The organism is Nonomuraea sp. SYSU D8015, from assembly GCF_008065375.1.
GTDB lineage: Bacteria > Actinomycetota > Actinomycetes > Streptosporangiales > Streptosporangiaceae > Nonomuraea.
Genome location: NZ_VJYI01000016.1, coordinates 154,960 through 177,381 on the forward strand (window position 1 = coordinate 154,960; position 22,422 = coordinate 177,381).

At 72.1% G+C, this 22,422-nt stretch carries 20 protein-coding genes; 13 read left to right on the forward strand and 7 right to left on the reverse strand.

The genetic code is table 11. The annotated features are described in order from the left end of the window. Nucleotides 1–84: 84 nt before the first annotated feature. From ID574_RS44155 to ID574_RS44170, 4 genes are read right to left on the reverse strand one after another with little or no spacing between them, the layout of a single operon-like run. On the reverse strand, nucleotides 85–849 hold the full coding sequence (locus ID574_RS44155; protein WP_188195137.1) for a carbohydrate ABC transporter permease: 765 nt from the start codon (nucleotides 847–849) through the stop codon (nucleotides 85–87). Between the two features lie 53 nt (nucleotides 850–902). Further along, nucleotides 903–1,865 (reverse strand): carbohydrate ABC transporter permease, encoded by a 963-nt coding sequence (locus tag ID574_RS44160; RefSeq protein WP_188195022.1) that lies wholly within the window; start codon nucleotides 1,863–1,865, stop codon nucleotides 903–905. After that, nucleotides 1,855–3,168 (reverse strand): ABC transporter substrate-binding protein, encoded by a 1,314-nt coding sequence (locus ID574_RS44165; protein ID WP_336245610.1) that lies wholly within the window; start codon nucleotides 3,166–3,168, stop codon nucleotides 1,855–1,857. The genes ID574_RS44160 and ID574_RS44165 overlap by 11 nt, the downstream gene beginning before the upstream one ends. 18 nt (nucleotides 3,169–3,186) lie before the next feature. Next, a complete protein-coding gene (locus ID574_RS44170; RefSeq protein ID WP_188195024.1) occupies nucleotides 3,187–4,518 on the reverse strand; it encodes an ROK family transcriptional regulator in 1,332 nt (443 codons plus the stop codon). An 87-nt stretch (nucleotides 4,519–4,605) separates the two neighbouring features. Here ID574_RS44170 and ID574_RS44175 point away from each other — a divergent pair, with 87 nt between their 5' ends. From ID574_RS44175 to ID574_RS44185, 3 genes are read left to right on the forward strand one after another with little or no spacing between them, the layout of a single operon-like run. After that, entirely contained in the window at nucleotides 4,606–6,774 is a 2,169-nt protein-coding gene (locus ID574_RS44175) for an alpha-N-acetylglucosaminidase (RefSeq protein WP_188195025.1), read from the forward strand. 8 nt (nucleotides 6,775–6,782) lie between these two features. Next, a complete protein-coding gene (locus tag ID574_RS44180) occupies nucleotides 6,783–7,685 on the forward strand; it encodes an N-acetylmuramic acid 6-phosphate etherase (RefSeq protein WP_188195026.1) in 903 nt (300 codons plus the stop codon). After that, the gene (locus ID574_RS44185; RefSeq protein ID WP_188195027.1) at nucleotides 7,682–8,665 is read left to right on the forward strand and encodes an N-acetylglucosamine kinase; all 984 of its coding nucleotides are present in this window, start codon (nucleotides 7,682–7,684) and stop codon (nucleotides 8,663–8,665) included. Before ID574_RS44180 ends, ID574_RS44185 begins: the two co-directional genes overlap by 4 nt. Here the strand turns inward: ID574_RS44185 and ID574_RS44190 are convergent. After that, nucleotides 8,616–9,740: an NAD(P)H-dependent flavin oxidoreductase gene (locus tag ID574_RS44190; RefSeq protein WP_188195028.1), complete on the reverse strand. Its 1,125-nt coding sequence runs from the start codon at nucleotides 9,738–9,740 to the stop codon at nucleotides 8,616–8,618. The two genes, ID574_RS44185 and ID574_RS44190, sit on opposite strands and share 50 nt — an antisense overlap. Before the next feature lie 628 nt (nucleotides 9,741–10,368). Continuing rightward, the gene (locus ID574_RS44195) at nucleotides 10,369–11,025 is read right to left on the reverse strand and encodes an acyltransferase (RefSeq protein ID WP_188195029.1); all 657 of its coding nucleotides are present in this window, start codon (nucleotides 11,023–11,025) and stop codon (nucleotides 10,369–10,371) included. A 111-nt stretch (nucleotides 11,026–11,136) separates the two neighbouring features. Between ID574_RS44195 and ID574_RS44200 the strand changes: the two genes are divergently transcribed. From ID574_RS44200 to ID574_RS44245, 10 genes are all read left to right on the forward strand, one after another. Continuing rightward, nucleotides 11,137–12,801: a CTP synthase gene (locus ID574_RS44200; protein ID WP_188195030.1), complete on the forward strand. Its 1,665-nt coding sequence runs from the start codon at nucleotides 11,137–11,139 to the stop codon at nucleotides 12,799–12,801. Then, nucleotides 12,798–13,409: an NUDIX domain-containing protein gene (locus ID574_RS44205; RefSeq protein ID WP_188195031.1), complete on the forward strand. Its 612-nt coding sequence runs from the start codon at nucleotides 12,798–12,800 to the stop codon at nucleotides 13,407–13,409. Before ID574_RS44200 ends, ID574_RS44205 begins: the two co-directional genes overlap by 4 nt. Before the next feature lie 15 nt (nucleotides 13,410–13,424). Next, on the forward strand, nucleotides 13,425–14,330 hold the full coding sequence (xerD, locus tag ID574_RS44210; protein ID WP_188195032.1) for a site-specific tyrosine recombinase XerD: 906 nt from the start codon (nucleotides 13,425–13,427) through the stop codon (nucleotides 14,328–14,330). 123 nt (nucleotides 14,331–14,453) lie between these two features. Next, entirely contained in the window at nucleotides 14,454–15,389 is a 936-nt protein-coding gene (locus ID574_RS44215) for a ParA family protein (RefSeq protein WP_442939402.1), read from the forward strand. After that, complete coding sequence (locus ID574_RS44220) at nucleotides 15,386–16,207, forward strand: segregation and condensation protein A (protein ID WP_188195034.1); 822 nt, start codon at nucleotides 15,386–15,388, stop codon at nucleotides 16,205–16,207. Before ID574_RS44215 ends, ID574_RS44220 begins: the two co-directional genes overlap by 4 nt. Nucleotides 16,208–16,868: 661 nt before the next feature. Further along, nucleotides 16,869–17,462, forward strand: a complete 594-nt coding sequence (gene scpB, locus ID574_RS44225) for an SMC-Scp complex subunit ScpB (RefSeq protein ID WP_188195138.1) — start codon at nucleotides 16,869–16,871, stop codon at nucleotides 17,460–17,462. Next, a complete protein-coding gene (locus ID574_RS44230) occupies nucleotides 17,459–19,309 on the forward strand; it encodes a pseudouridine synthase (protein ID WP_223167700.1) in 1,851 nt (616 codons plus the stop codon). The genes scpB and ID574_RS44230 overlap by 4 nt, the downstream gene beginning before the upstream one ends. 72 nt (nucleotides 19,310–19,381) lie before the next feature. After that, nucleotides 19,382–19,741: a chorismate mutase gene (gene aroH / locus ID574_RS44235; protein ID WP_188195035.1), complete on the forward strand. Its 360-nt coding sequence runs from the start codon at nucleotides 19,382–19,384 to the stop codon at nucleotides 19,739–19,741. Nucleotides 19,742–19,806: 65 nt separating this feature from the next. Continuing rightward, nucleotides 19,807–20,895 (forward strand): prephenate dehydrogenase, encoded by a 1,089-nt coding sequence (locus ID574_RS44240; RefSeq protein WP_188195036.1) that lies wholly within the window; start codon nucleotides 19,807–19,809, stop codon nucleotides 20,893–20,895. 117 nt (nucleotides 20,896–21,012) lie between these two features. Then, a complete protein-coding gene (locus ID574_RS44245) occupies nucleotides 21,013–22,164 on the forward strand; it encodes an NAD(P)/FAD-dependent oxidoreductase (RefSeq protein ID WP_188195037.1) in 1,152 nt (383 codons plus the stop codon). 51 nt (nucleotides 22,165–22,215) lie between these two features. Here the strand turns inward: ID574_RS44245 and ID574_RS44250 are convergent, their stop codons facing one another. Continuing rightward, nucleotides 22,216–22,410 (reverse strand): DUF2795 domain-containing protein, encoded by a 195-nt coding sequence (locus ID574_RS44250; RefSeq protein ID WP_188195038.1) that lies wholly within the window; start codon nucleotides 22,408–22,410, stop codon nucleotides 22,216–22,218. Nucleotides 22,411–22,422 lie beyond the last annotated feature (12 nt).

The window sequence follows — 22,422 nt, forward strand, 5'->3', positions numbered from 1 at the left end:
GGGAGGAGGGACGAGGTCCTTTGGGGAGGCGGACGGATGTCGGCGAGCCGGGGGCCGGTGAGGGCGGTGGTGCCGGCTTCGGGATCAGCCCTTGATGGCGCCCTGGGTGATGCCGTTGACGAAGCTGCGCTGGAAGAGCAGGTAGACGACGACGATCGGCGCGATGACGATCAGGCAGGCCGCGGCCAGCAACGGGATGTCGGTGGTGTACTGGCCGACGAAGAGACCCAGGCCGCCCGGTGCGGTGCGCCGGTCCGGGTCCTGCATCATGACCAGCACCAGCATGAACTGATTCCAGGACCACATGAAGTAGAGCACCGACAGCGTGGTGATCGCCGGCCACGAGACGGGCAGCAGCACCCGCACCAGCACGACGAGATCCCTGGCCCCGTCGATGCGCGCCGCCTCCACCAGCTCACCCGGCACGTTCGAGAAGTGCGTCTGCATCCAGTACACCCCGAACGGCATGAACAGGGCCGCCTCGGCCAGGATGATGCCGGCGTAGGAGTTGGTGAGCCCCACCTCGCGCAGATTGAAGTAGAGCGCCACCACGATGACCTCGATCGGCAGCGTGAGCCCCAGCACGAACCCGAACGACAGCGTCCGGTGCCCCCACACCTTGAGGACCTCCAGCCCGTAGCCGGCGAGCGTGGCCAGCGCCACCGAGAGCGGCACCACGAAGACCGCGATCAGCACGCTCGAGCGCATCAGGGCGGTGAAGTTGCCCCGCTCCCAGGCGAGCGCGAAGGTCTCCCACGACCACCGCTCCGGGATGCTCAGCCCGTCGAGCTGCGCGCCCGGGGGATGCAGGGCGGCCAGGATGATGCCGGCGAACGGCACCAGCACCATGGCCGTCAGCACGACGAGCACTCCGTAGCGGAAACTGACACCGCCGCGCTTTCTCAACTCGCATCATCCCTGGTGAAGTATCGGACCGCGGCGACGACCGCGATCACGATCACGGTCAGCACGACGGCGAGCGCGCTGGCGCCGCCGATGTCGCCCTCGTTGAAGGCCAGCCGGTAGACCAGCAGGCCGGGCACGTTCGTCTGCCCCGCCGGGCCGCCGTTCGTCGTGACGAAGACGAGGTCGAAGCTGGCCAGCGCGGCGATCGTGGTGATGACCCCGGCGACCGTGATCTCCTTGCGCACCCCGGGGAGGGTGACGTGGAGGAACTGCCGGTACGCGCCCGCGCCGTCGAGCGTGGCGGCCTCGTACAGGGATGGGTCGATCTTCTGAGCGCCGGCGAGGAAGAGCATCATGCACAGCCCGCTCATCACCCACGTCCCGATGAGCCCCAGCGCGACCAGCGCCAGGCCGTAGTCGCCGAGCCAGGCGCGGGTGATCGACCCCAGTCCCACCGCGTCGAGGAACTGGTTGACGACGCCGGACTCGCTGTAGAGCCACCGCCAGGTGATGCCGACGGCGACGAGCGGCAGCACCTGGGGGAGGAAGAAGACGATCCGGAAGAACGTCATGCCCCGGCGCACCTTCCCCATGAGGAGGGCCGTCATGAGCAGCCCGGCCGCGATGGGGATGACCGAGAAGAAGACGATCAGCACGAGGCTGTGCAGGATGGCCTCGTACAGCGCCGAATCGCGAAAAATCTTGACGTAGTTGTCGAGGCCCGCCCAGACCGGCGGCAGGATGCCGTCCCAGGTCAGGAGGGACAGGCGCAGCGTGGTGATCGCCGGCCAGATGGCGAAGCCCAGGTAGACCGCGAGCGCGGGCAGCACGTACAGCCAGCCGCGCGCCCGCCGCCCGCGCCAGTGCCCGGGGCGGGCGTGCCCGCTGGCCGCCTGCCCCCCGCCGCGTGCCGTGGCGGCGCGCGACGGGGAGACGGGCGAGGTCGCCTCACGAGCCATGGTGCGCGTCCCACGACTCCTGCAGAGACTTCAGGAAGGCGTCGGCGGTCATCTTGTCGTTGATGAGGCCCTGGATGCCGGGGGTCAGCTTGTCGATCATGCCGGGGGAGGCGAAGTCGGGGAAGGGGACGATCCCGTTGTTCTGCGCCACCGACGCGAAGACGGTCGCGATCTCCCCGCGCAGCCCCGTGGCGCCCAGCTCGGCCTTGGTGTCGACCGGCATGAACCCGCCGTCGAACTCGATCTTCGCCGCCTCGGGTGAGCTCAGGTAGTCCAGGAACGCCGCGGCGACGTTCGGGTTCTTCGACTTCGCCGAGATGGCGTACGCCACGCTCGCCCCCGAGGCGACCTTCGCGGGCTCGCCCGAGGCCGTCGGCATGAGGAAGAAGCCGACGTCGTCCTTCATCTCCGTCTCCAGGGTGGAGGCGGCCCAGTTTCCCGTGATCAGGAACGCGCTGCCGCCCTTGGAGAAGGCGGCCAGAGCGTCGGCGTCGGCCGTGGCGCTCGCCCCCTTGGAGATGTATCCCTTCTTCGCCCAGTCGATCAGCGTCTGGGTGGCCTGCTTCGCGGCCGGGGTCTCGATCGTCGAGCCCGGCTTGCCGTACACCCAGCCCCGGTAGTCGTTGATGTCGCCGGTGACGTTGAGCAGCGCGTTCCACAGGTGGAACCCGCCGACCTGGAGCGCGCCGTTGGCCAGCGGGGTCTGGCCCGCGTCCTTGGCCTTCTGCATCGCGGCCTCGAACTCGGCCAGCGTCTTCGGCGCCTCCTTCACGATCTTCTTGTTGTAGAAGACGCCGAGCACGGACAGCCCGCCGGGCACGGCGTACAGGCTGCCGGTGCCGAACTGCTTGGCGGCCTTGTCGGAGCTGAGGACCTCGATGCTGGCCGGCGGGAACTTGGTGGTCCAGCCGTACGCCTTGGCCCACGGACCGAGGTCGAGGATCAGCCCGGCCGGGACCAGGGAGTTCATCGCGCCCGGGTTGTACTGCGCGATGTCCGGCGCCGCGTCGCCCGACATCGCCAGCTTGATCGACTTGATGTAGTCGTTGAACGGCGTCATCTGGGGCTTGATGGTGACGTTCGGATGGCGCTTGGTGAAGCCGTCGATGAGCGCCTTGGTGGGCGGATCGTTGGTGTAGGCCAGGGTGAGCGTCACCGGATCCTTGGAGATGGTCGTCAACACGTCGATCTTCTGTGCCGTGTTCCCACCGGAGCTGCTGCCGGCGCCCGCGCAGGCCGTCAGGGCGACGGCGGCCGTGACGCTGAGCGCCGCGAGCGCCGCGCGCCGGGCTGGTCTGGTCATATGCATGACTCTTTCTCCTTATCGGGGTGTACCGCCCTCATGACGACCGCTTCTGACCAGGCCGAACCTGGTCCGCTCGATCTCGTCCAGGGAGTGGAGCAGCGCCCCGTGGACGACGGCGTCATCCTGGAGCGTCGAGACCTCCAGGGCCGGCTGGTCCAGCGGCTCGCCGGCCAGGTGCCGCCGCAGCGCCGCGAGCAGCGTCTCGCCGCACCTGGCCAGAGGCCCGCCGATGACCACGAGCCGGGGGTTGAGTATCGCCCGGATCACGGCGATGCCCTTGGCGAAGCGGCGGGCCACCACGTCGAGCGCCTCCAGGGCGGCCGGCCTGCCCTCGACGACGGCGTCCAGCACGGCCTCGAGCGCGCCCTCTCCCGCGATGCGCGCCAGGAACTCGCCGTCGCCCGCGCGCTCGGCCGCCGCCGCGGCCTGGCGGACGATCTCCGCGCCGCCGACCCGGTCCTCGAACGGGCCCAGGCCGTGCGGATGGCCCGACGCGGCGGGGGAGGAGCCCGTCACGTCGCAGAACAGGTCGAGGAAGCCGACGTCGCCCGCGTCGTTGGAGGCGCCGCGGTAGAGCTCGCCGTTCAGCACGATCCCGGCGCCGACGCGCTCGCCCCAGTGGAGCATCACCAGGGAGTCCTCGCGCCGCGCGTGTTCGATGGTCGCGCTCGCACGGGGCTCCGCTGGTGACGCGGGCTGCCGCTCTCCGCTCCAAGCTCGCCGCTCGCGCCATCGCTCGCCCTGGGTGGCCAGCTTGACGTCGTTGTCAAGGTAGACCGGGCAGCCCAGCGCCTCCTTGAGCCGGCGGACGAGGACGTCGCCGGCCAGGCCGGGCATGCTCGGGATGAGCTTGATGACCCCGGCCGCCGGGTCGACGATGCCGGGGGTGCCCACCGAGGCGAACCACAGTCCGGCCGTCGTGACGCCCGTCGAGCGCAGCGTCCGCTCCACCGTGGACAGGAGCGTCTCCACCACCCGGTCGCCGCTCTGGTCGGGGCCGAGCGGCGTCGCGTCGGCCGCGGTGACCGTCCCGGCCAGGTCGGACACCGCCACCCGCACGTCCTGCGGGCTGATCGAGAGGCCGAGCACGTGACCCGCCTCCGCCCGGAAGCGCACGAGTTGCGCGGGCCGTCCCGCCCGGGTGGATTCGCGGTCGAGCGGGCCGAACTCGACGAGCCCCTCGGCGGCCAGCGCGTTGAGCGAGCGGGTGACCGCCTGTCGGGAGAGCCCGACGGCCCTGGCCAGCGCGGACACGCTCATGCTGGTCTCGGCCCGCAGTCTCCGCAGGACGGCGGCGGCGTTGACCTCCCGCATGAACTGCGTGCCTGCGGCGACCACCTGCTCCATGTTCTCTCCCTGGCAGCGACTGGCCGGTACGCTAGCATATTAATTATGTACCGTACGGAACTAATTAGTCGAGGGGCGTGACCTGCGATGTTGCCGGGTGACGGCGAGTGGGTGGACGCCGTGCGCGGCCTCGCCCGTCGCGTGCTGGGGCCTGTGGCGGAGTCGGTACGGTTCACCGCGCGCGACGGCGACGGCGAACGCCGGTACGCGTACGAGGCCAGGGGCGGGACGCTCATCGTCGCCGCGACGGACGGGGTGAGCGCCTCCGTCGCGCTCCATCACTACCTGCGGGAGCGCTGCGGCATGTCCGTGGGCTGGGACACGCGGCTGCCGCTGCCGTTGACGGCCCTTCCCGACGCCCCGCCCCGCCGGGGGACGGCGCGGGTCCGGGAGGGGTACTACTTCAACTTCTGCACCTTCAGCTACACGATGCCGTACTGGGACTGGGCCGACTGGGAACGCGAGATCGACTGGATGGCCCTGCACGGCATCACCATGCCGCTCGCCGTCACCGGCCACGAGGCCGCCCTGCATGCCGCCTACTCCCTCCTCGGGCTCGACGACGACACGATCAGGAGCTTCCTGGGAGGACCCGGCTACCTGCCGTTCCAGTTCATGGGCTGCCTCGACGGTTTCGCCGGGCCGCTGTCCTCGTCCTGGATCGAGAGCCATCGCGAGCTCGGGGCGCGCATCGTCGACCGCGAGCGGGCCTTCGGCATGACCCCGGTGCTGCCGGCCTTCACCGGGCACGTCCCACGCGAGATCGCCGCGACGGCCCGGGCCGGCCGCCGCGACTGGCAGGGGTTCGAGACCTGGGTGCTCGACCCGGCCGACCCGCTGTACGAGCGGATCGGCGCCGAGATCGCCCGCGCGCAGATCAAGCTCTTCGGCACAGATCACCTCTACGCCGCCGACCCGTTCATCGAGATGATCCCCATCGACGCCGACCCCGCCTTCCCCGGGGCCGTGGCGGCGGCGACGCTGGCCGGCCTGCGGGCCGCCGACCCGGACGCGGTCTGGCTCATGCAGGCCTGGCCGTTCTCCTACCAGCGGGACTTCTGGACCGAGGACCGCGTCACCGCCTTCCTCGACGCGATCCCCGACGATCGGATGCTCGTGGCCGACCTGTGGGCGGAGCACGATCCACTGTGGGGCCGCTTCGAGGGGTTCTCCGGCAAACCGTGGCTCTGGTGCGCGCTGCTCAACTTCGGCGGCCGCACCGATCCGGGCGCCGACCTGCGCGGTCTCACGGCCGGGATCGACGCGGCGCTGGCCGCGGACAACCCGCCCGCCGGTCTGGGCCTGTCCATGGAGGCCACCCGCAACAACCCCGTCTTCTTCGAGCTCGTCGCCGACCAGATCTGGAACGCGGTGCCCGACCTCGAAACCTGGCTCGACGCCTTCGTGACCCAGCGTTACGGCACCGGCGGCGGCGAGCTGAAGGCGGCCTGGAGGGATCTCCTGGACACGATCTACGCCCCGGACAGCGTGCAGATCGCCCCTCCCGACCGGTTCAGAGGCGTCATCGTCACCCTGCCCACCTATGGCCCCACCTACGGCGGCGTGGCGGATGCGCGAGCCCGCGCCGCCCGCGCCCTCTGGTATGACCCGGCCGTGCTGGCGCGGGCGTGGGAACGGCTGATCCAGGCCGCCGAGCACGATCCCGGCCTGCTGGCCGGACCGCTGGGGCACGATCTCGTCGAGGTGGCCGTGGCCTTCATGGCCAGGGTCGCCGACCGTTTCCACGCCGACGCCGTGGAGCGGTCGGTCGCGCTCGGGGCGGCCGGCGGGCCTGAGATCGGCCGGTTCCTGCGGGTCTTCGACGACCTGGAGCGCGTGCTGGCCTGCCGGCCCGAATACAGCTTCCAGCACTGGGAGGCGAAGGCGACGTCGTGGGCCGCCGATCCGGCCGACCGCGACGTCCTGGCCGACAACGCCCGGCGCATCATCACCGTGTGGGGCACGTCGGACAGTCCGCTGCTCGACGACTACGCGGGCCGCCACTGGAGCGGGCTCGTCGGCGGCTACTACCGCGATCGCTGGGAGCTGTGGGCGAGCGGCCTCGACCGCGCGCTCGCCGCACCCGAAGAGGCCGAGGCGGAGCTGCGGGAACGGCTCCGCGACCGCGCGGAGGCGTTCCTGCGCGAAGGCCCGGCTCCGGTGCCGCGGGACCTCGGCGACCTGGCCACGGAGTCGCGGCGGCTGTTCACCGCCTACGCGGGCGCGCTCGCCGAGCCGTACGAACACGATCGATGAGGAGAACGATGCCCCAGCCGGCACCACCGACCGAACGCCGCAACCCGCGCACCGCCGCCATCGACACCCTGGCCTCCGGCGACGTGCTCGGGCTGCTGCTGGACGAGGACGCCCGGGCGGTCGAGGCCGCCCGCGCCGCGACCGGGCCACTCGCCAGGGCGGTGGACGAGACGCATCTCCGGCTGGGCCGGGGCGGGCGCGTACACTACTTCGGCGCCGGCGCGTCGGGGCGGCTGGCGGTGCTGGACGCCACCGAGATCACGCCCACGTTCGGGGTGGCGCGCGACCTCTTCACCGCGCATTTCGCCGGCGGCGCCGCCGCGATCACCGACTCGTCCGTCGACCGCGAGGACGCCGAGCCGCTGGGCGCCGCCGACGCCCGGGCCCTCGGGGACGACGACGTGGCGGTGGGGATCACGGCGTCCGGCTCCACCCGGTACGTCGCCGGCGCCCTCCGCACGGCCCGCGCCGCGGGCGCCCTCACGGTGCTGGTCACCTGCAACCCGGACGCGCCGCTCCGCGACCTGGCCGACATCGTGGTCGTCGCGGACACCGGGCCGGAGGCGCTCACCGGGTCCACCAGGCTCAAGGCCGGCACGGCCACCAAGGTGCTGCTGAACGCGTTCTCGACGGCACTCATGATCAAGGCGGGGCGGACGTACGGGAACCTCATGGTGGGGCTGGTGGCCACCAACGCCAAGCTCGGCGAGCGCGCGGTGCGCCTGCTCGCCGAGGCCACCGGCGAGGACGCGGCGACCTGCCGCGCCGCGCTGGCCGAGGCGGACGGGCGCATCCCCGAGGCACTCGTGCGGCTGCTGACCGGCTGCCCGCCCGAGCCGGCGCGGGCCGCGCTCGACGCACACCCGGGCGTCCGGGCGGCCGTCGCCGCGCTGCGCGGGCGCGCCGGATGAGCCGCGGCGGCCACGCCGGGGTGGACGTCGGCGGCGGAGGCATCAGGGTACGGATCGAGACCGCGGGAGAGAGCGCGTACGGGGAGGACGCGGCGCCGGTGCCCCGCGAGAAGGGCCGGGTGGACCTCGACCGGCTCGCCTCCCGCATCGCCGAGATCGCGGAGAAGACAGGCGCCGTCGGCGGCCTCGACGCCATGGCGGTCGGGGTGACCGGGCTGCCCGGGCTGGTCAGGGAGCCGGGCGTGTTGTGGCACGCGCTGCGCGAGCGCCTCCGGATCGGGACTCTGGTGGTCGCCGGTGACATGGTGACCACGCACGTCGGCGCACTCGGGTTCCGGCCCGGGGTGGTCGTGGCGGCCGGCACCGGCGTCATCACGCTCGGCACCGACCTGAACGGCGTATGGAACCAGTCCGACGGATGGGGGCACCTGCTCGGCGACCAGGGCGGCGGCGCCTGGATCGGCACGCAGGGGCTGCAGGCCGCCCTGCGCGCGTACGACGGCCGGTCCGGGGGCTCGGCCGTCCTGCTCGACCTCATGACCGCCCGGTTCGGTGAGCCCCTCGATCTGGTGGCGCTCGTCTACGAATCGGGGTCCCCGGCGCATCACCTGGCGTCGTTCGCGCCGTGCGTCGGCGAGGCGGCGCGGGCGGGAGATCCGGTCGCCCGGGGCATCTGGACCGAGGCGGGACGGCAGCTCGGCCTGACCGCGGTGGCCGCCGCCGGCGGGCTCGAACCGGTCTTCTCCTGGGGCGGGCGGCTGTTCGACGCCGCCGACCTGCTGATGGAGCCGTTCCTGAGCGCCGTGCGCGAGGCGTTGCCGGAGGCGCGGTTCACGCCGCCGCTCGGGACCTCGGCCGACGGCGCCCTGGCGCTGGCCAAGGCCGCCGCCGACGGCACGATCCGGCCCCGCCACCCCTACCTGTACGTCTTCACTCCGACAGGCGGGCCAGGCGTTCCACCGCTTCGCCGTACTCGCTGATCATGTCGTAGACCACGTCGCGGGCCGGCTTCACCTGGTTCAGCTGGCCCACCACCTGCCCGACGTAGTAGTTGACCAGCTCAACCGCCCCCGGCTCGCCCTTCTCCGCCGCCGCGCCGATGCGGGCCATCGCCCCCTCGGACAGCAGGATCTGCAGCGGCATCCCCAGAGGCCCCGGGCTCTCGGGGCCGGAGTCCCACTCCTCCGTCCAGGCCGACTTGAGCTGCCGGGCCGGCTTGCCGGTACGCGACCTCGACCGGACCGTGTCGAGCGACGAGGCCGCCAGCATCTTCCGCTTGACCGCGGGCGCCGTCTCCGCCTCCTCCGTGGTCAGCCACACCGACCCGCACCACACGCCCTCCGCGCCGAGCGCCATGGCGGCCGCCATCTGCCGCCCCGACGCGATCCCGCCCGCGGCCAGCACCGGCACGGGGGCGACCGCGTCCACGACCTGCGGCACCAGCACCATGGTGGAGATCTCACCGGTGTGCCCGCCGGCCTCGGTGCCCTGCGCGACGATGAGGTCCGCGCCCGCCGCCACCTGCCTGCGGGCGTGCTCGACCGTGCCGACCAGCGCGGCCACCGGCACGCCCGCTTCCCTGGCCTTGGCCACCATCTCGGGCGGGGGCGGGCCCAGGGCGCTGGCGATCAGCCCGATCGGGTGTTTCAGCGCGACGTCGATCAGGCCTGTCGCGCCGGAGGCCGTCACCCGCCTGCCGAGCTCATCCGCGGCCGCCGTCAGCGGCTGGGCGGGCGCGCTCACGCCGTACTTGCCCAGCAGGTGCGTGACGAAGTCGCGGTGGCGGTCGGGGATGAAGTCCATGAGGTGCGCGCGCCGGTCCAGCGCCGAGGCGTCGATCTTGCCGGGCACGAGCACGTCCACGCCGTACGGCCGGCCGCCCACGCGCTCGTCGATCCACGTCAGCTCGGTGTCGAGCTCCTCCGGTGAGTACGCGATCGCGCCCAGGACCCCGAAACCGCCCGCGTTCGTCACGGCCGCCACCACGTCCCGGCAGTGGCTGAAGGCGAACAGGGGGAACTCGATGCCCAGGCGCTCACAGATGGCGGTCCGCATGACACGACGCTAACGGTCAGAACGATGTTCGGTCCATCCCCCGGCCGCACGTCCGCCCGAACACGTGATCGCGACCCACCCGGACCGGCTCTCCCCGCCCGCTGGGGTTGAGCCTCCGCCGCCGACTCACCGTCCCATCAGGGGGCGAGTGGTGCCGGGGTGCTGCCCCGTCTGGGGGCGAGCGGGGCTGGGATGCTGTCCCGTCTGGGGGCGCGAGGGCTGGGATGCCGCCCGTCTGGGGGCGCGAGGGCTGGGATGTCGGCCCGCTCGGGGGAGGGCGACGCCGGCGTGGACCACCTTCCAGCAGCACCCCGGTCCCTGCGATGGGACGGCCGCCATGCCACCCGCCGCCGCCCGGTCACGAGCGCGGCCGCTCAGCACGCCGGCCCCAGGTCGGCGGGGGCGGCGTCTCGGCGATGGCCCTTCATCCGGCGTGGCCGAGCTCGGCACGCCGCCGGCCCCATGCCGTGGACCTGCCGGGGAGGCGCATCGCACCCGCCGCGCGCGGGATCGCGTCGGGCGCGGCAGACCACGGCGGCCACGGCGGCCACGGCGCGGAGGCGCGTGGCGCGGTCGGCGTGGTCAGCGTATGGATGGCCGGGTGGATCGTGTGCTCAGTGCACTGAGCTCAGTGGGCGGTGTGGTCGGCGGGGAGGCGGCCGTTGGGGGAGTGCCAGCCCAGCTCCGGCGTGTAGCCGCGGACCCGCTTGGCCGGCACCCCGGCCACCACGCTGTGGTCGGGGAACTCGCCCCGCACCACCGCGCCGCCCGCCACCACGCACTGCCGGCCCAGCGTGGTCCCCGGCAGGATGATGGCCCCCGTCCCCAGCCACGAGCCCGAGCCGATCGAGACCGGGCTGTTGCGCGGCCACTGCCTGCCGATGGGGATCCCGGGATCGTCGTAGACGTGGTTCTGGTCGGTGATGTAGACGTACGGCCCGGTGAAGACGTCGTCGCCGATGTCGATCGACTGGTGGGCCACCACGTGCGAGCCCCGGCCGATCGAGCAGCCGCGGCCGATGCGCAGGACCGAGCCGGTTCCGAGGTCGTGGCCGGGCATCATGCCGCACGAGAGCGACACCCGCTCGCCGATCAGCGTGTGATCGCCGATCTCGATCCACTGCTCGCCGAAGATCGCGCCCGGAGGGAACGCGATGCAGACACCGTCCCCCAGCCGCCGGAACCGGTAACCGGCGGGCGAGCCCGGAGTGATCGCGCCGGCGTGCCGGATCGCCCGATAGGCGCGGTGAATCAGCGCGCCCGCGGCCCGCCGTACTAATGACATAAGGACCAAAGTTACCGCTAGGTCATGCCTGTTCGGGCATGTGAGGGGCGTTGTTTGATATCCTGAGAGCCCGTGGACACTTCGACCACACCTCGAGCCACGGGAGCCCCTTTGCGCAGCGCATCGCAAACCAAGCATCTGTTCGTCACCGGCGGTGTCGCCTCCAGTCTCGGCAAGGGGCTCACGGCATCCAGCCTCGGTCGCCTCCTCAAGGCACGCGGTCTCCGGGTCACCATGCAGAAGCTCGACCCGTACCTCAACGTCGACCCCGGGACCATGAACCCGTTCCAGCACGGCGAGGTGTTCGTCACCGACGACGGCGCCGAGACCGACCTCGACGTCGGCCACTACGAGCGGTTCCTCGACACCGACCTGCACGGCTCGGCCAACGTCACGACCGGCCAAATTTACTCCAACGTCATCGCCAAGGAGCGGCGGGGCGAATACCTGGGCGACACCGTCCAGGTCATCCCGCACATCACCAACGAGATCAAGGACCGCATCAGGGGCATGGCCGGTCCTGAGGTGGACGTGGTCATCACCGAGGTCGGCGGCACGGTCGGCGACATCGAGTCGCTGCCCTTCCTCGAGGCCGTGCGGCAGATCAGGCACGAGGTGGGCCGCGACAACGTGTTCTTCCTCCACGTGTCGCTGCTGCCGTACATCGGCCCGTCCGGAGAGCTCAAGACCAAGCCGACCCAGCACAGCGTGGCGGCGCTGCGCAGCATCGGCATCCAGCCGGACGCGATCGTGCTGCGGTCCGACCGGCCCGTGCAGACGGCGATCAAGCGCAAGATCAGCCTGATGTGCGACGTGGACGAGGACGCCGTGGTCTCCGCCGTGGACGCGGCCTCCATCTACGACATCCCGAAGGTGCTCCACTCCGAAGGGCTCGACGCGTACGTCGTGCGGCGGCTCGGCCTGCCGTTCAGGGACGTCGACTGGAAGGAGTGGGAGGAGCTCCTGCGCCGCGTGCACCGCCCGGCCAAGGAGGTCACGATCGCGCTCGTCGGGAAGTACATCGACCTGCCCGACGCGTACCTGTCGGTCACCGAGGCCCTGCGCGCCGGCGGGTTCGCCAACGACGCGCGGGTCAACATCCGCTGGGTCAAGAGCGACGACTGCGAGACCCCCGACGGCGCCGAGCGCGAGCTCGACGGCGTGGACGGCGTGCTCATCCCCGGCGGATTCGGCGTGCGTGGCATCGAGGGCAAGATCGGCGCGATCCGTCACGCCCGCGAGAACAAGATCCCGCTGCTCGGCATCTGCCTCGGCATGCAGGGCATGGTCATCGAGGCCGCCCGCAACATGGCCGGCATCCCCGGCGCCAACTCCGCCGAGTTCGACCCCGACACCAAGCACCCGGTCATCTCCACCATGGCCGACCAGGAAGACGTCGTCGCCGGCGAGCGCGACATGGGCGGCACCATGCGCCTGGGCAGCTACACCGCCAAGCTCGGCGAGGGCACGCTGGCCCGGCAGCTGTACGGCGGCAAGGCCAAGGCCGACGAGCGCCACCGCCACCGCTACGAGGTCAACAACACCTACCGCGAGCAGCTGGAGAAGGTCGGCCTGGTCTTCTCCGGGCTGTCGCCCGACGGCCGCCTGGTCGAATACACCGAGCTGCCGGTCGACGTCCACCCGTTCTACATCGGCACCCAGGCCCACCCTGAGTTCCGCTCCCGCCCCACCCGCGCCAACCCGATGTTCAAGGGCCTCATCAGCGCCGCGCTGGCGTACGCCGACAGCCGGGTCGGCGCGAAGGTGAGCCCGTGAAGATTGAGGACACGCCCGAAGCGTGGGAGGTCGTCGAGACCAAGGAGCGGTTCGAGGGCTACGTCATCCGCGTGGTCACCGACAGCGTCAGGATGCCCCGCGACGAGGTCGCCGACCGCGACTACGTGGTGCATCCCGGCGCCGTCGCCGTGCTCGCGCTCGACGACCAGGACCGCGTCCTGATGATCAGGCAGTACCGCCACCCCACCCGGCAGCTGATGTGGGAGCTGCCGGCGGGGATCCGCGACGTGGCGGGCGAACCGCTCGTGGCCGGCGCCGCCCGCGAGCTCGCCGAGGAGGCCGGATACCGGGCCGAGACCTGGCACACGCTCATCGACCTGCGCTCCTCACCGGGCATGACCGACGAGCGCGTCCGGGTCTTCCTCGCCCGCGACCTCACCAAGATCCCCGACGAGGAGAACGGCTTCGTCCACCAGCACGAGGAGATCGGCATGCCGGTCGAATGGATCCCCCTGACCGACGCGGTCGAGAGGGCGCTCATGGGAATGATCCACAATTCCGCGACCGTGGCCGGTATCCTCGCCGCATATGCGGCTTCGGTCGAGGGTTTCGCAACGCTGCGCCCCGCCGACGCCCCGGAGGCGTGACGGAAGGACGGGTTCGTGGAGGCAGTGCTCTCCAGCTACCTCGCCCATCTGGCGGTGGAGCGGGACCTGGCTGCCAACACGCTCGCGTCCTACCGTCGTGACCTGCGCCGATACTTCGAACACCTGCAGGCGCGGGGCCGCGCTCAGCTCGACGAGGTGGGGGAGGCCGACGTCCAGGCCTTCCTCGCCGCGTTGCGCGAGGGCGACGGCGAGCACCCGGCCCTCGTGGCCAGCTCGGCCGCCCGCGCCGTGTCCGCCGTGCGCGGGCTGCACCGATTCGCGCTGCGCGAAGGGGTCACCACCCACGATCCCGCCCACCAGGTGCGCCCGCCGCGCCAGCCCCGCAGGCTCCCCAAGGCGATCACCGTGGACGAGGTCGAGCGGCTCATCGCCGCCTCCGGCCCCGACGGCGCGCCCCTGACGCTGCGCAACCGGGCCCTCCTCGAGGTCCTGTACGGCACCGGCGCCCGCATCTCCGAGGCCGTCGGCCTGGCCGTGGACGACCTGGAGGACGACCAGGTACGCCTGCGCGGCAAGGGCGGCCGGGTCAGGATCGTGCCCTTGGGGCGGTATGCCCGCTCCGCGCTGGACGCGTACCTGGTCCGGGCCCGGCCCGGTCTGCTCGCCCACGGACGCGGCACCCCCGCCGTCTTCCTGAACGCCCGGGGCGGGCGCCTGACCAGGCAGGGTGCGTGGGAGGTGCTGCAGGCCGCCGCCGAACGCGCCGGACTCGCCGGGATAAGTCCGCACGTACTGCGGCATTCCTTCGCAACCCATCTCTTGGACGGCGGCGCGGACGTTAGGGTGGTCCAGGAGCTGCTCGGTCACGCCTCGGTGACGACCACCCAGGTCTACACCCTGGTGACGGTCGACAAGCTCCGCGAAGTCTATGCTGCGGCGCATCCCCGTGCCCGGCAGTGATCTATAGTCTTTTGCGACGTGCGGCGCGGACGGCGTGCCGCCTTGCCGCGTTAAGTGGTGACGCCATAGTGTCCGTCCGGACGGTCCGGTTCGGGATCGTCAGGGAGGTTCGAGCTGGTGACTGTGACGACCAAGGGTTCGACCCCGGGGACCCCCGACAACCCCTGGGGCGACACGAAGACCAACGCGCCTTCCAATGGCGTCAACCTGGGGCCCACGCAGCGGCCCCGGCCGGTGTTCCCCGAGCCGGTGCCGCCCGCCGTGCACGGCCCGGCGCGCGTGGTCGCGATGGTCAATCAGAAGGGCGGGGTCGGCAAGACCACGACCACCATCAACCTGGGCGCCGCGCTGGTCGAATACGGCCTCAAGGTGCTGCTGGTCGACTTCGACCCGCAGGGCGCGCTCTCCGTCGGCCTGGGCATCAACCCGCTCCAGCTCGACCTGACCGTCTACAACCTGCTGATGGAGCGCGGCGTCACCGCCGAAGACGTGCTGCTGGAGACCGGCGTCGAGGGCCTCGACCTGCTGCCCAGCAACATCGACCTGTCGGCCGCCGAGGTCCAGCTGGTCACCGAGGTCGCCCGCGAGCAGGTGCTCGGCCGCGTGATCAAGCCGCTGCTGCCGCACTACGACGTCTGCCTCATCGACTGTCAGCCGTCCCTGGGCCTGCTCACGATCAACGCACTGACCTGCGCCCACGGGGTGATGGTGCCGCTGGAGTGCGAGTTCTTCGCGCTGCGAGGCGTGGCCCTGCTCATGGACACGATCTCCAAGGTGCAGGAGCGTCTCAACGAGGACCTCGAGATCGAGGGCCTGCTCGCCACCATGTACGACGCCCGCACCCTGCACGGGCGCGAGGTGCTGGCCCGCGTGGTGGAGGCGTTCGGCGACAAGGTGTTCCACACCGTGATCAACCGGACGGTGCGCTTCCCCGACGCGACCGTCGCCGGCGAGCCGATCACCACGTTCGACCCGTCGTCCCTCGGCGCCAACGCCTACCGTGAGCTGGCGCGTGAGGTGCTGGCCCGCTGGTCGGAGCCTGCCACAATGGCCAGGTGACCACCGCCGAGCAGAACGAACCCCAGGGATTCCAGGTCCATCTGGACGTCTTCGAGGGACCTTTCGATCTGCTCCTCGGCCTCATCGCCAAGCACAAGCTGGACATCACCGAGGTCTCGCTCTCCAAGGTCACCGACGAGTTCATCGCCTACATCCGCTCGCGCGGGCCCGAGTGGGACCTCGACCAGACCAGCCACTTCCTGCTGGTCGCGGCCACGCTGCTGGACCTGAAGGCGGCCCGGCTGCTGCCGTCCGGCGAGGTGGAGGACGAGGAGGACCTGGCGCTGCTGGAGGCCAGGGACCTGCTGTTCGCGCGGTTGCTGCAGTACAAGGCGTACAAAGAGGTCGCGAAGGTCTTCGCGGGGCGGATGGCGGAGGAGGCGCTGCGCTTCCCGCGTACCGCGCCGATGGAGCCGCAGTTCGCCAACCTGCTGCCCGAGCTGATCCTGGGCATCGGGCCCGAGCAGCTCGCCAGGATCGCCGCCAAGGCCTTCACGCCGAAGCTGCCGCCCACCGTCAACGTCGCCCACATCTACCAGCCGCTGGCCAGCGTCAAGGAGCAGGCCGCCATCCTCGTCATGCACCTGCGCCGCATGCGGCGGGCCACCTTCCGCGCCCTGGTGGCCGACTGCGAGGGCACCTTCGAGGTCATCGCGCGGTTCCTGGCCGTGCTGGAGCTGTTCCGGGAGTCGGCGGTCTCGTTCGAGCAGATCGAGCCGCTGGGGGAGCTGCACGTGACCTGGACCGGCGCCGACGACGGGGACGTGGCGGTGGGCGACGACTACGAGGAATCCGCGGAGAAAGCACCCGATGACTGACAATCCCAATCCCCTGCCCAACCCGCGCCGGTCCCCGGACTCCGAGCCGCCGCTCCCCGTCTGGATGACCCTCCCCGGCTCCCTCGCCCAGCCGTCCGCGCCTTCGCTGGAGGTCGAGTCGGAGCAGGAGGACACGACCGGTCCCGCGGACGCGGACGAGGCGGCCGGCGAGGCTTCGGAGGAGGCGGCCGACGCGGCATTGGAGGGTGCATCGGCGCTGGACGAGCCGCCGTCGGGCGACGCGCCGACGGGCCATCGGCCCGCGGCCGCCGGGCCGGAGGGAGGCGGTGCGGCGGAGTCCGGCGCGAGCCGCGCGGCCGAGGATTCGGGTGACGCCGGGGCCGGGTCGGGTGGGTGGGATGCCGAGCCGATCGCCGATGACCGCGACGTGCGGGGTGGTATGGCGGACGAGCCCGAGCGCCTGAAGGCCGAGCCGTCGGCCGGAGCGTCGGTCCCGGAAGCGTCGGCCGGCACTGGTCGCGGGATGGCGGCCGATGCGGCGGTCGCTGGGCCGACGGCCGGGACTCCCGCTCCCGGATCGGCGGCTCGCCCTTCGGGCGCCGGGTCGGCGGGAGGCGGTGCGCTGGAGCCCGGCGCAAGGCGGGCGGCCGGGGAGCCGGGTGACGCCGCGGGTGAGGCACGTGCCTGGCAGGCCGGGCCGATCGCCGGTGAAGGGGACGACGACGAAGGCGATCCGGAGCAGGGAGACAGGGGGCCGACGCTTGAGGCGGCGCTGGAGGCTATCCTGCTAGTCGTTGACGAGCCTGTGGCCGAGGTGACTCTGGCGCAGGTGCTGGAGCGGCCCACCCATGAGGTGGCCGCGGCGTTGCGGGGGCTGGCGGCGGAATATACGGCCGCCGGCAGGGGTTTTGACTTGCGAGAAGTAGCAGGCGGCTGGCGGTTTTACACCCGCGCCGACTGCGCGCCGCTGGTCGAGCGCTTCGTACGGGACGGCCAGCAGACGCGGCTGACCCAGGCCGCGCTCGAAACACTCGCGGTCGTGGCTTACCGGCAGCCGGTGAGCCGTGCCCGCGTCGCCGCCGTACGCGGCGTCAACAGCGACGGCGTCATGCGGACGCTCGTCGCCAGGGGGCTGGTCGAAGAGGCCGGCACCGACCCGGAGAGCCAGGCAGTGCTCTACCGGACAACGTCATACTTCCTTGAACGTCTGGGACTGCGGGATCTCAGCGAGCTCCCCGAGCTCGCTCCCTTCCTCCCTGACGACGTGGAAAACCTCGAGGAGACAACAAAGTGATCAACAGGCGAAGCACCCCGTCCGGTGATGGACGCGGTCGTGGACGCACCGGCGGCTCGGGCCGTAGTGCCGGCCGCGGTGGACGTCCCGCCTTCCGCTCCGACCGCGACGACTTCCGTGACGACCCCCGCGGCGGCTCTCGACGCGACGACCGCGACCGCGGCTACGGCCGCGACTCCGTGAGCGACGCCCGCCCCTCCCGCGACTCCCGCGACTCCCTTCGCGCCGACCGGGGCGGGACCCGCGCCCGGTACGGCAGGCCCGCCGGCCGCGACGGCGACGCCGAGGGCCGTAACACCCGTTCCGGAGGCCGCGAGGAGCGCTACTCCCGCAATGATCGGGATGACCGGTACACCCGCGACGACCGCTATGCCGGCGGCGACCGCGACTCCAGGCCGCGCGGAGACCGAGACGACCGGTATTCGCGTGGCGACCGCTATGAGCGCCCTCGCGGCGACCGCGACGGCTCCCGCTCCGACCGCCGCGACGACCGTGGCGGCTACGGCGCCGGGCGCCGGGACGAGCGGGCTGGTTACGGTGCCAGTCGCCGTGACGACCGTGGCGGCTACGGAGCCGGGCGTCGTGATGACCGTGCGGGTTACGGTGCCAGTCGCCGTGACGACCGTGGCGGATACAGCGCCGGGCGCCGCGAGGAGCGTGCGGGCTACGGCGCCGGTCGCCGCGAGGAGCGCGGCGGATACGGCTCTGGGCGTGGCGAGGAGCGCGGCGGATACAGTGCTGGGCGCCGTGACGACCGTGGCGGATACAGCGCCGGGCGTCGCGAGGAGCGTGGGGGATACGGCGCCGGGCGCCGTGACGAGCGCGGCGGTTACGGTGGCGAGCGGCGGGACGAGCGGGCGGCCTTCCGCGCGGACCGCAGTGGCCGCAGGGAGGACACCGCCCCCCGGACCGTGGCCTCGACCCGTGCCCGCTACGGCAAGCCCGACGGCGACGCCCGTACCGGCCGTCCCGACCGTGCCCCCAGGCGTGACGACGTGCAGACCCTCGGCAAGAGCCCGGGCAGCCCGCAGCAGGCCCGCATCAAGGCGGCCCGCCAGCCCATCCGCGACCGCGACCTGTACCCCGAGGGCTACACCGACGAGCGCGACACCACCGAGGTGCCCGACGGCGTACGGCTGCAGAAGGTGCTCGCGCAGGCGGGCGTGGCCAGCCGCAGGGCCTGCGAGGAGATGATCGGCGAGGGCCGGGTCACCGTGGACGGTCAGGTCGTACGGCGGTTCGGCGCCAAGGTCGACCCCGCCAGGCAGGTCATCCACGTGGACGGCAAGCGCATCCCCACGGCTCCCAACCTGGTCTACTACGCGCTGAACAAGCCCATCGGCGTCGTGTCGACCATGGACGACCCGCAGGGCCGGCCGTGCCTGGCCGACTACGTCCAGGAGCTGGCCCCGCGCCTGTTTCACGTGGGCCGGCTCGACACCGAGACCGAGGGCCTGCTGCTGCTCACCAACGACGGCGAGCTGGCCAACCGGCTGACGCACCCCAGCTACGGCGTGCAGAAGAAATACTGGGCCAAGGTGCCCGGGCCGATCCCCAGAGACCTGGGGCGCCGGCTCAAGCAGGGCATCGAGCTGGAGGACGGCATCGCCCGCGCCGACGACTTCAGCGTCGTGCAGGAGCACGGCCAGCAGGCGCTGGTCGAGGTCGTGCTGCACGAGGGCCGTAAGCACGTCGTCCGGCGCATGCTGGAGGAGGCCGGCCACCGGGTGATCGACCTGGCCAGGATCGAGTTCGGCCCGGTGAAGCTGGGCCGTACCAAGCCCGGCACCGTACGGGCGCTGACCTTGAAAGAGGTCGGCGAGCTGTATGCGGCCGTGAAGCTGTAATCTGGCCGGAACGCAGGAGCCCGTGCGAACCTCCGCACGGGCTCTCCCGCTTATCAGAAGGGGACGAACCATATGGTGCGGGCGATTCGTGGGGCGATCCAGGTGGACGCCAACGATCGTGACTCGATCATCGCGGGCACGACCGAGCTCGTCAGCGCGATCATGGAGCGCAACCGGCTGACCCCAGACGATGTGATCAGCGTGCTCTTCACGGCCACGCCCGACCTGACGGCCGAGTTCCCCGCGCTGGCGGCGCGGAAGCTCGGCTTCCACGATGTGCCGCTGATCTGCTGCACCGAGATCGACGTGCCCGGCGCGCTGCCCCGCGTCGTACGCCTCATGGCCCACGTCGAGACCGACCGCCCCCGGGCCGAGATCCAGCACGTTTACCTGCGTGGCGCGGTGGCGTTGCGGCAGGACATCGCGCAGTAAGCCGCCGGCAAGCGCGGCCAGGCACACTCACAACCCCAAACGGCCCGATAAATCAGGACATCGAGATGGAACTTCGTACCGTGCTCGTCGTCGGCACCGGTCTCATCGGCACCTCCGCGGCGCTGGCGCTGCGTAAGCACGGCGTACGCGTCCTGCTCGCCGACCGCGACCAGGGAGCCGTACGGCTGGCACGGGAGCTCGGCGCGGGCGAGGAGTGGGTCCTCGGCAGCCCGGCCGCCGAGGGGGTCGACCTGGCCGTCATCGCGGTGCCTCCGGCGCATGTGGCGAGCGAGCTGCTGGAGCTGCAGCGGCACGACGTGGCCCGGTTCTACACCGATGTGGCCAGCGTCAAGGCCGAGCCCATCGACCGGGCCACGCAGCTGGGCTGCGACCTGACGACCTACGTCGCCTCCCACCCCCTCGCCGGGCGCGAGAAGTCCGGCCCCGGCGCCGCGCGGCACGACCTGTTCCTGGGCCGCCCGTGGGCGCTGTGCCCCACGCAGGAGGCCCGTCCCGACGCCAAGGCGGCCGTGCTCAAGCTGATCGAGCTGTGCGGCGCCAACCCGGTCGAGGTGAGCGCCGGCGAGCACGACCGCGCGGTGGCCGTCGTCTCCCACGCGCCCCACGTCACCGCCTCCGCCGTGGCCGCGCGCCTGGCCGACGCCACCGACGTCGCGCTCGGCCTGGCCGGTCAGGGCGTCCGCGACGTCACGCGGATTGCCGGCAGCGACCCCGGGCTGTGGCTCGGCATTCTGTCCGGCAACGCCGCCCCGGTCGCCGAGGTGCTGGAGGCCGTCGCGCACGACCTGGCCGAGGCGGCGAGCGCGCTGCGGGCCCTGGCCGAGGGCGACGGCACCGCGACCGGCGAGCTCACCCAGCTGCTGAAGCGCGGCGTCGCCGGCCGCGAGCGCATCCCGGGCAAGCACGGCGGCCCGGCCTCCGCCTACGCCGTCGTCCAGGTCGTCATCGGCGACCGTCCCGGGCAGCTGGCGCGGCTGTTCCAGGTGTGCGACGAGGTGGGGGTCAACGTCGAGGACGTGCGTCTGGAGCACGCCCCCGGCCTGCCCCTGGGCATCGCCGAGCTGTCCGTCCAGCCCGACGCCGCCGCCCCTCTCATCGACGCCCTCCGCGAACGCGGCTGGCAGGTTCCCTGAGCCGTCGCGCCGGCGTCCCCGGGCCGCGCACACGCGGGCGGGGACGGACGCCGGCCGGGATGTCACATTCGCGCCTCCTCGATTCGTCCTCTGCCACGAATCGAGGAGGTAAGGAAAATGACCGACATTCTCGTACTGGGTGGCGGCTACACCGGGATCGCGGCGGCCATCAGGGTCGCGGCCAGGACCCGCCGCATCGGTGGCAAGGTGACGCTGGTGAACGCCTCCGAGAGGTTCACCGAGCGGCTCCGGCTGCACCAGACGGCGGCCGGTGAGGAGTTGGCGGACTACGCGCTGGAGGAAGTGCTGGCGGGCACCGGCGTCCGGTTCGTGCAGGGGAAGGTGGCCGGGCTCCACACCGGGCGGCGCGAGGCGCGGCTGGAGGGCGGGCGGGTGCTCCGCTACGACAAGCTGATCTACGCGCTCGGCACCGTCACCGACACCTCGGTACCCGGCGTGGCCGAGCACGCCTACACCTACGACGATCACGCGAGCGCCGTACGGCTCTCCGAACGGCTCGACGCGCTCGCAGGCGGCGGCACGGTGGTCGTGGCCGGCGGCGGGCTGACCGGCGTCGAGTCGGCGGCCGAGCTCGCCGAGGCCCGCCCCCACCTGCGGGTCGTCCTCGTCACCAGAGGCCGGCCCGGCTCCATGATGGGCGAGCGGGCCCGGGCCCACCTGGACGCGACGCTGGCGCGGCTCGGCGTCGAGGTGCGCTCGGGAGCGGACATCACCAAGGTCCTGCCCGACGCGGTGGAACTGGCCGGCGGCGAACTGATCCACTCCGACGCCACCCTCTGGACCACGGGGACCCAGGGCCTCCCTCTGGCCGCCGGGGCCGGGCTGACCGTGGACGAGCGCGGCAGGATCGTCGTGGACGCCGCGCTGCGCTCGGTGTCCCACCCCGACGTGTACGCCGTCGGCGACGCCGCCGCGGTCAGCCTGCCGTTCGGTGTGCTGCACGGCACCTGCCAGGGCGGCATCCCGACCGGGCTGCACGCGGCCGACTCGCTGGCCGCCACGCTGCGCGGCAGGACCCCCAAGCCCTTCAGGTTCGGGTACGTCCATCAGCCCGTCAGCCTCGGGCGCGGGGACGCGGTCATCCAGTTCACCCGGCCGGACGACAGCCCGCGCAGGTGGTATCTGACCGGACGGGCGGCCGTGATCTACAAGGAGACGGTCACGCGCAGCCCCCTGCCGACGTTCCGGCTGCTCAAGCGCGGCCTGGTGCCGGTGTGGGCGTTCGCGCTGACCGCCGGGCGCGGGTGAGCGGCACAGCGCGGCGGGCGAGCCGGTGGGCCCGCCCGCCGCGCTCCCACGTCACCGTTTGGCGACCGCCTGACTGACGGCGTTCGGGCCGTCGTACTCGCGGTCCGGCATGGCCTCCAGGGCCTTGACGATGTCGTCGCCCGCGCCGTGGTCGCGCGCGGCCTTGATCAGGTCCTGCTTGCTGGCGGGGTAGTCCACGCCGCTCAGGTGCTTCTGCAGGTCGATCGGATTCGGAATTGTCGTCATGACTGTCTGCTG

Bases quoted from the DNA above. Each gene is read 5' to 3' on its own strand.
- ID574_RS44180 (WP_188195026.1), top strand. From the start codon at position 6,783: ATGCCCCAGCCGGCACCACCGACCGAACGCCGCAACCCGCGCACCGCC.
- ID574_RS44240 (WP_188195036.1), top strand. From the start codon at position 19,807: ATGGAACTTCGTACCGTGCTCGTCGTCGGCACCGGTCTCATCGGCACC.
- ID574_RS44195 (WP_188195029.1), bottom strand. From the start codon at position 11,025: ATGTCATTAGTACGGCGGGCCGCGGGCGCGCTGATTCACCGCGCCTAT.
- ID574_RS44175 (WP_188195025.1), top strand. From the start codon at position 4,606: ATGTTGCCGGGTGACGGCGAGTGGGTGGACGCCGTGCGCGGCCTCGCC.
- ID574_RS44245 (WP_188195037.1), top strand. From the start codon at position 21,013: ATGACCGACATTCTCGTACTGGGTGGCGGCTACACCGGGATCGCGGCG.
- aroH (WP_188195035.1), top strand. From the start codon at position 19,382: ATGGTGCGGGCGATTCGTGGGGCGATCCAGGTGGACGCCAACGATCGT.
- ID574_RS44165 (WP_336245610.1), bottom strand. From the start codon at position 3,168: ATGACCAGACCAGCCCGGCGCGCGGCGCTCGCGGCGCTCAGCGTCACG.
- ID574_RS44160 (WP_188195022.1), bottom strand. From the start codon at position 1,865: ATGGCTCGTGAGGCGACCTCGCCCGTCTCCCCGTCGCGCGCCGCCACG.
- ID574_RS44250 (WP_188195038.1), bottom strand. From the start codon at position 22,410: ATGACGACAATTCCGAATCCGATCGACCTGCAGAAGCACCTGAGCGGC.
- ID574_RS44155 (WP_188195137.1), bottom strand. From the start codon at position 849: ATGGTGCTGGTGCCGTTCGCCGGCATCATCCTGGCCGCCCTGCATCCC.
- ID574_RS44185 (WP_188195027.1), top strand. From the start codon at position 7,682: ATGAGCCGCGGCGGCCACGCCGGGGTGGACGTCGGCGGCGGAGGCATC.
- ID574_RS44190 (WP_188195028.1), bottom strand. From the start codon at position 9,740: ATGCGGACCGCCATCTGTGAGCGCCTGGGCATCGAGTTCCCCCTGTTC.
- ID574_RS44170 (WP_188195024.1), bottom strand. From the start codon at position 4,518: ATGGAGCAGGTGGTCGCCGCAGGCACGCAGTTCATGCGGGAGGTCAAC.